This is a genomic window from uncultured Oscillibacter sp. (genome assembly GCF_910579365.1).
Lineage (GTDB): Bacteria > Bacillota > Clostridia > Oscillospirales > Oscillospiraceae > Oscillibacter.
Window position 1 is genome coordinate 1 of record NZ_CAJTUX010000109.1, and the last position, 6,025, is coordinate 6,025.

9 protein-coding genes are annotated in these 6,025 nt (G+C 58.5%); all 9 read right to left on the reverse strand.

The window, feature by feature from the left end; translation table 11 throughout:
- Window positions 1–168: 168 nt before the first annotated feature.
- A complete protein-coding gene (locus QZ329_RS14655) occupies window positions 169–861 on the reverse strand; it encodes a metallophosphoesterase (protein ID WP_295753742.1) in 693 nt (230 codons plus the stop codon).
- Between the two features lie 28 nt (window positions 862–889).
- Window positions 890–1,318, reverse strand: coding sequence for a hypothetical protein (locus tag QZ329_RS14660; protein ID WP_295753743.1), 429 nt, complete (start codon window positions 1,316–1,318; stop codon window positions 890–892).
- Between the two features lie 25 nt (window positions 1,319–1,343).
- Window positions 1,344–2,120, reverse strand: coding sequence for a FliG C-terminal domain-containing protein (locus QZ329_RS14665; RefSeq protein ID WP_295753744.1), 777 nt, complete (start codon window positions 2,118–2,120; stop codon window positions 1,344–1,346).
- Window positions 2,114–2,497, reverse strand: a complete 384-nt coding sequence (locus QZ329_RS14670; RefSeq protein ID WP_295753745.1) for an ADP-ribosylglycohydrolase family protein — start codon at window positions 2,495–2,497, stop codon at window positions 2,114–2,116. The genes QZ329_RS14665 and QZ329_RS14670 overlap by 7 nt, the downstream gene beginning before the upstream one ends.
- A complete protein-coding gene (locus QZ329_RS14675; RefSeq protein WP_295753746.1) occupies window positions 2,431–3,072 on the reverse strand; it encodes an ADP-ribosylglycohydrolase family protein in 642 nt (213 codons plus the stop codon). The genes QZ329_RS14670 and QZ329_RS14675 overlap by 67 nt, the downstream gene beginning before the upstream one ends.
- 102 nt (window positions 3,073–3,174) lie before the next feature.
- Window positions 3,175–3,612 carry a hypothetical protein gene (locus QZ329_RS14680; RefSeq protein ID WP_295753747.1) on the reverse strand — a complete coding sequence of 146 codons (438 nt, stop codon included), beginning with the start codon at window positions 3,610–3,612 and terminating at the stop codon, window positions 3,175–3,177.
- A gap of 1 nt (window position 3,613) precedes the next feature.
- Window positions 3,614–4,141: an HTH domain-containing protein gene (locus QZ329_RS14685; RefSeq protein ID WP_295753748.1), complete on the reverse strand. Its 528-nt coding sequence runs from the start codon at window positions 4,139–4,141 to the stop codon at window positions 3,614–3,616.
- Complete coding sequence (locus QZ329_RS14690) at window positions 4,114–4,641, reverse strand: hypothetical protein (protein ID WP_295753749.1); 528 nt, start codon at window positions 4,639–4,641, stop codon at window positions 4,114–4,116. The genes QZ329_RS14685 and QZ329_RS14690 overlap by 28 nt, the downstream gene beginning before the upstream one ends.
- A 133-nt stretch (window positions 4,642–4,774) precedes the next feature.
- Window positions 4,775–6,025 (reverse strand): hypothetical protein (locus QZ329_RS14695; RefSeq protein WP_295753750.1); only part of this gene is annotated, 1,251 nt, incomplete at its 5' end.

Sequence of the window (6,025 nt, forward strand, 5' to 3'; positions counted from 1 at the left end):
TCCCGGAGTAAAGCCGTTAAAGCGGCATATTTGTCCACGATGGGGCGGCAGCCGCTGTCGATGATGTCCGCCTTTTCCCCGACGGTGAGGGGGCGGGCGGTGCGCATATGTTCCCTGATTTCCGGGGAGAGGACCCAGTCGTATACGTCCAGTTTGGTTTGGCCTTCATCACACATAAAACTCCTCCATGGTATCTAAGCACAGGCAGCCTAACCGCCCTCCCTTGAACACGCACCCGCAGTCGATGTCGATCCAGGTCTCCCGCCGGAGGATCTTGTCCCCGCCGCCCAGGATGCGGGTGGGGGTGTGGCCGAACACCAGGATTTTGTCCGGGTAATAGGCCGTGTCCAGCTCGGGCCGGCCGAACAGGAAGTCCTCCAGTTCGTAGTCCTCCAGCGCCTTGTCCGGGGAAAAATGACCTAAACCGGAGTGCAGCAGCACAAAATCCCTGCCGCCGGCCTTGATGCAGGCAAACAGCTCCATCTCCCGCAGATATTCCAGGACATCCTCCCGTTCCTCCTGGATGAGTCCCTTCAGGCTCTGGATAGTGACGCCGCCCCCGTTGACAATCCACTCGCTGAGGGCGGCGATCTGAGTCTCCTCCAGGGCGTCCAGGCTCTGGTTCGTGACCTCCTCCATCAGCCAGGGGAGGCACACGGCGGCGGTAAACTCGTGATTGCCCAGGAGAGGAAACACGTTGGGACGGAGCATCATGTCCTGCAGGATTTTGATGCCGTCCGGCCCCCGGTCGATGACATCCCCCAGAACATAGAGGGTGTCTCTTGGGAGGAACTCAATGAGCGACAGCATCTCCTTGTACTTGTCAAAGCAGCCGTGGATATCGGACATCACATAAATCATCTCGCCGCCTCTTCGTCAGGAAGGTTCCTCATCCCAGCCGGATCAGACTGCCGTCCTGGGGCTGCACCATGATCTCGCTGACACCGTCCTCCATCTCCGACTCCACATAGGCATAGACCAGTCCGGAGCTCTCGATATATTTCCGCTCACTGTTCCAGTCTGACGATGTGGGGGACACGAACAGCAGGCTCCAGCATTCGCCCACCATAGGACTGTCCGCCCAGAGAACGTGGTAGACCAGGCACTCGTATCCCTGCTCGAACCGTTTTACCCGCGCACTGATCTCATCGTCGGATGGCTGAAGAAAAATCTGATCTCCGATCTGCTGGGACAGGCTGACCGATCCGTCCCGCTCAAAATCCCGGATCGTCCGGGCATCCAGCTTCAGCAGCTCCATACGGCGGATAGCTTCCCGCTTCATTTCTTCCAGGGATGCCTCTTTTTTGTAAATGGACATATTCAGGTTCCTCCTTTGCTTCTTTTTAACTGCGTTGACGATAGCTTGCGACTTTCCCCAAAATCTCCCGCTGGGCGCGTTCTACATCTGTCTGCCGTACGAGGAGACACGCGTCCATTTCGATCTCCAATGCCTCCCGTTCTTCCGGGGAGAGAACGGATAAAATATGGTCCTGTACCGCGCCGCTGGCATATTTCAAAGCAAGCGCAACGGTACGATCTCCATAAGCATAATGATCATCATATGTATCTCGAAGCAGCTTTTCGCACAGCGGAAGGGGAAGCTCCGCCAGGGCGTCAAACTCCGGCAGGAAGGAAGTCTTTTTGACCTCCCGTTCCCGCTTCCGAATCTCCTGGCGGATGGTTTTACGGAGCTTTTCCCGGTATTTCACACCGAAGTATCCGCCTACAACCACAGCCAGCCGGTCTCCCCACTGCTGGAAGCTCCCCCCGTCCTCATGCTCATGGAAAAACCTCAAGTACGCCAGGATTCCCTCGGCGATCACCACGTTTTGCAGAAAGCCGGCTCCAGTGTAATCCCCGGCGATCAGATACTGAGCGAACAAGTCCTCAAGCAGCGGTTCATCGTCCCTACTCACCAATTCGATGGCGTCAAGCAGGCACGCACGGAAAAAAGGGTTGGGGTCCTGCTCCGCCCGGTCGCCCCCAATGGACAGCAAGCCACTTTTTCGGGCATCCGTCCAGAAGTGAAGGATCACCGTAACCGCCTCCAGGCAGGCGTCCTTTTCCTCATCAGTGCAGCGCAGGCGTTGGGAAAGATACTCCATACTTTTGATCAGCATATTCGTCCCTCCTCGAATGACTGGGAAAAGGACCCGCACAGCCCCTCAATCTCTTCCCGGCGGACAATGACAGAGAGCCAATCCTCCGGGATATCTCCATATTTCAGCCCGGCCAGCCCTCCGGCCACAGCGCCTACGGTGTCGGTGTCCTCGCCCAGGTTGACAGCCTCCAGCAGACAGGCGCGGAAGCTTTTTTGCCGCTCCAGACACCACAGAGCGGCTTCCAGTGTGTGGACCACATATCCGCCGCTTTTGATTTCGGACTTGGGCAGGGCGGGGAGGATATCGGGTTCGATCCTCTGGAAGATGTCTAAGTAGGGAACAAACTCCGTCTGATTGCGGTAGAATTCTTTCGCGGCCTTGATCCCGTCCCACACGCTGGGTTTGCCGCAGAGCAGCTCATTGACGGCGGCGCAGTAGAGTCCGAGGCGATCAGACTGATAGGATGGGCGTGGGTGAGAGCGGAGGCGTTGTGGATGATCTGGTATGCCTCGGGCATCCGGGGAAAGTCAGGCCCCATGGTACGGTGGAGATACAGAACCATTGGCAGAATGCGCATTAACGAGCCGTTGCCGTTGTCATATTCCCCAGAGCCGCCGCACTCCAACGGGGGAGTACTGTGCGCAAACCTCGCCAGCGCCTGCCGGGTGGCGATGCCCATATCAAAGACTTTCCCATAGGGGGTCATGTACCCCTCGTTGGCCCAGCGCAGGAACTGGTCCATCATGTCCGCGTAGTCCACGTCCTTTGTCAGGCTCTCCATCAGGCACAGGGCCATAGAGGAATCGTCCGACCAGGTTCCGGCGGGCTGGTGATGGGTTCCATAGGCCCGCATCCCGGCCACGGGATCGCGCTCCAGTTCCTCCCGTGAACGGAACTCCACCGGCACGCCCAAGGCGTCACCTACAACGAGGCCCAGTATCCCGTTTTTTACGGCGTCTTCAAACATCATGCTCGTCACCCTCCTTAAAATCGTTCAGCTGCGCGGTGTTCTGAATAGGGCCAGCCCATAGAGCCTCCTTAAATCGGAGTCATGCTTCCAGCCTCCGCAGATTCATTGCTCGCCCAAGTCCCAGATATCCACGCCGCGATTCCACCAGAAATCCATAAAGATACTCGTGCGCAGACAAGGTCCGTTTCCCTTGCGGCGGCAGTAGATCAGCATATGCCGCCTTCCGGCAGAGCAGGCATCCAGGTATTCGCCCAAATATTGCTGCATGGAGGGTTCCACAAAGAGGACGTCCCTTCCGGGGCGGTCTGCCAGTTTCTGGGCGCTGAAGGCCGTACACATCGCCCTTCCATCCCTGGCGCTAAGTCTACAGGCTTGGGCCGCCTGCCGGAGGGTGAGGCGGCGCTCCTGATCTCTGCGGCTGATGCAGAAAAAGACGCTCCCGTCATACTCCTGCATTTTTTCCTCGGCGAACTGCTGAATAAGCCGTTCCGTTTCCTCTGGGGCATCGGTCTCTCGGGGCAGCTGAACAGCTTCCCACATATTACCACCTCATTCTTGGCATCGTCTCCAGCCCATAAGTGTTGGGGATCTCGTAGGACCACCGCCCCGGCTCATCCGGCCACTCCCGGCTGTATGAGGCGCGGTAGCCCAGCTTCTCCAGCTCCTGAAAATCCCGCTGGCGGGTGCGGTCGGAGCAGTCCGGAAAAAGCTCCCGGTAGAGGTCCCGCTTGTTCATGCCGTCAGAGTCGTCCTCCTCCGCCATCCGGGCCATGAGAAGGCACAGCCGCCGGATCCGTTCCAAGTATTTCCGCCGGGTCTGGTTTTTCTCCTCCGCCATGGGCCGAACCTCCAGGCTCACCGGATAAAAGGCCTTGGCATTTCGGTCATAGCGGGTCTCCAGGACACCCGCCCGCTCCAGCAGGCGGATGTCCCGGAGGGAGGTCTTTTCGCTGACCTCAAACTGCTGTCTCAGCTCCTGAAAGGAGACCTCTTCGCAGTTGAGGAACAGGTGGTAGACGGAGAGGATGCGGCTGGTCTTGGTCACTTCTTCCTCGGATGTTTTGGCCATGGCGTTTCCTGATCTCCTTCCGCACGCTTTTTGTACACCTCGTTACATTGGGCATAATAGTCTTTCATCATTTGGAGATCCTCCGGATGCCAGGGATCCCACTCCTCCGGAAGCGTCTGCCAAAGCCAGTATTCGAACCGGTATGTCCCACAGTGTTCCGGTTCCCGGAGTATGGGCAGCCCCCAAGCTGTTTTCTCCGGCATGACCCGTGCCGTGATCTCCTCCCGGGCTGTGCGGACTGTCTGCCCCCGTCTCTGGACCTCATAGACGCCAAAGGCTTCCGCGTACTTTCTGTCCATGAAGCATCCCGGAATGGGCCGGGTCGGAACCCAGTGACCGCTCTCGCTAAAGTAGCCGTCCGAATAGAGGGCGTGGAGCTCCACTAGCGTCTTGCCCCGCAGCGCTGTCACCTGGTAATACTCCGATGGTTCGTCCGACGTGAAATTATAGAAAATATCGCCGATCTGGATATCCTCATTCCTGCCCCATTTTTTGCCCATGCTTTTTCCCCTTCCCGCTCATGTCCGCCTGTGTTGTGAGGCCAGTATAGCACACGCCTGTCCCGCAGTATGACAAACGTCCCGACGCTTTTTCGGGAAGCGCATGACCGGCCTGAGCCGGTCACGCATTTCCTTACAATTCGTCCAGATCCAGCGTCTGTCCGTCATGCAGGACCTTCACCCGATCCTTCCAGCGGGTGAAGGCCGGGATGGAGGCAAATTCATCCGCCCTCTCCGTGTGCATGGGGAGGATCCACTTGGGGTCCACGGTCTTGATGAGATTGGCGATGGTCTCCACATAGGCGTGGCCGCTGGTGTGCAGGGTTTCGTAAGGATGACCGCCGATGAAGCGCAGCAGGTCTTTGTCGGCGTGCTCCTCCTCCAGATACCCCTTCCACATGGAATAGATGATCTGCCCCTGGCCGTCCTTGTCCAGAAATTCCTTCCGCAGGTTGTCGAAGGGGCTAATGTAGGTGTCCGGGTGGGTATTTTTCCGTGCCAGCACCACAAAGCCGTCCCGCTCCAGTTCTTCCTTTGTAATGGCTTTGCAGTACACAGGGTATTCCATGGACTCCCTCATCTCCCGCAGTTCCGCCCACCGGCTGTCCCCTTTGCCCAGCACCCGTATCGTGGGGTGCGTTTTCGAGGCCCGGTATTCCTTGAACCCCCGCTTCTCCTGCATATCCCGCATGGCGGTGAGGAGGATGCGGGCCTGGTACAGGTCGCAGACGAAGTGCATCCCCTTGGGAGTGCTGTGGTAAAATTCCATGATGCTGTCCAGGTTGGTGGAGGACACCAGCACAAAGTTATACTTGTGTGTCTGGAACAGCATTTCCGCCCTTTGGCCCAGCTCATCCTCCGACTTGACCAGGGTGTCCCCGACCTCGCCGGTGCGGCTGAGCATGGTGCCCTCGGTGACCAGAAGGTCCACCGGCTTAGGCACATATTTCTGCACCATCCGTTCCATGCGCCCCACCTGCCCCGCGATGCCGTGGTCCCGGAAGTCCCCGGTGAACAGGATGGTCTTGCCTGCCGCCTGGATGCAGAACATATAGGCGTCCAGGGCGGAGTGGTCCACGTAGAGGGGCAGGACCCTGATGCCGGGAACGGGTGTCATCCAATTCCCCCCCGGCTCGTAGGTCCTCATCTGTTCCACGATGGCACTGCCCTTTTCCGGCGCGTCCCGGTCGATGTAGGGGACCAGGATGCGCCGGACGTTCTTGGCCAGGGGGCCGATGTACATGGGAACACCCGGCGGAACTTTTTTGAACAGGCCGTAGTGGTCGCCGTGGTAGTGGGTGAACAGAACCGCGCCGTCCTGGCGGGAGCCGAACACCTTTTGGACCATCTCACGGTCCTTCGTTTGGGCATCTCCGTCCGTCCC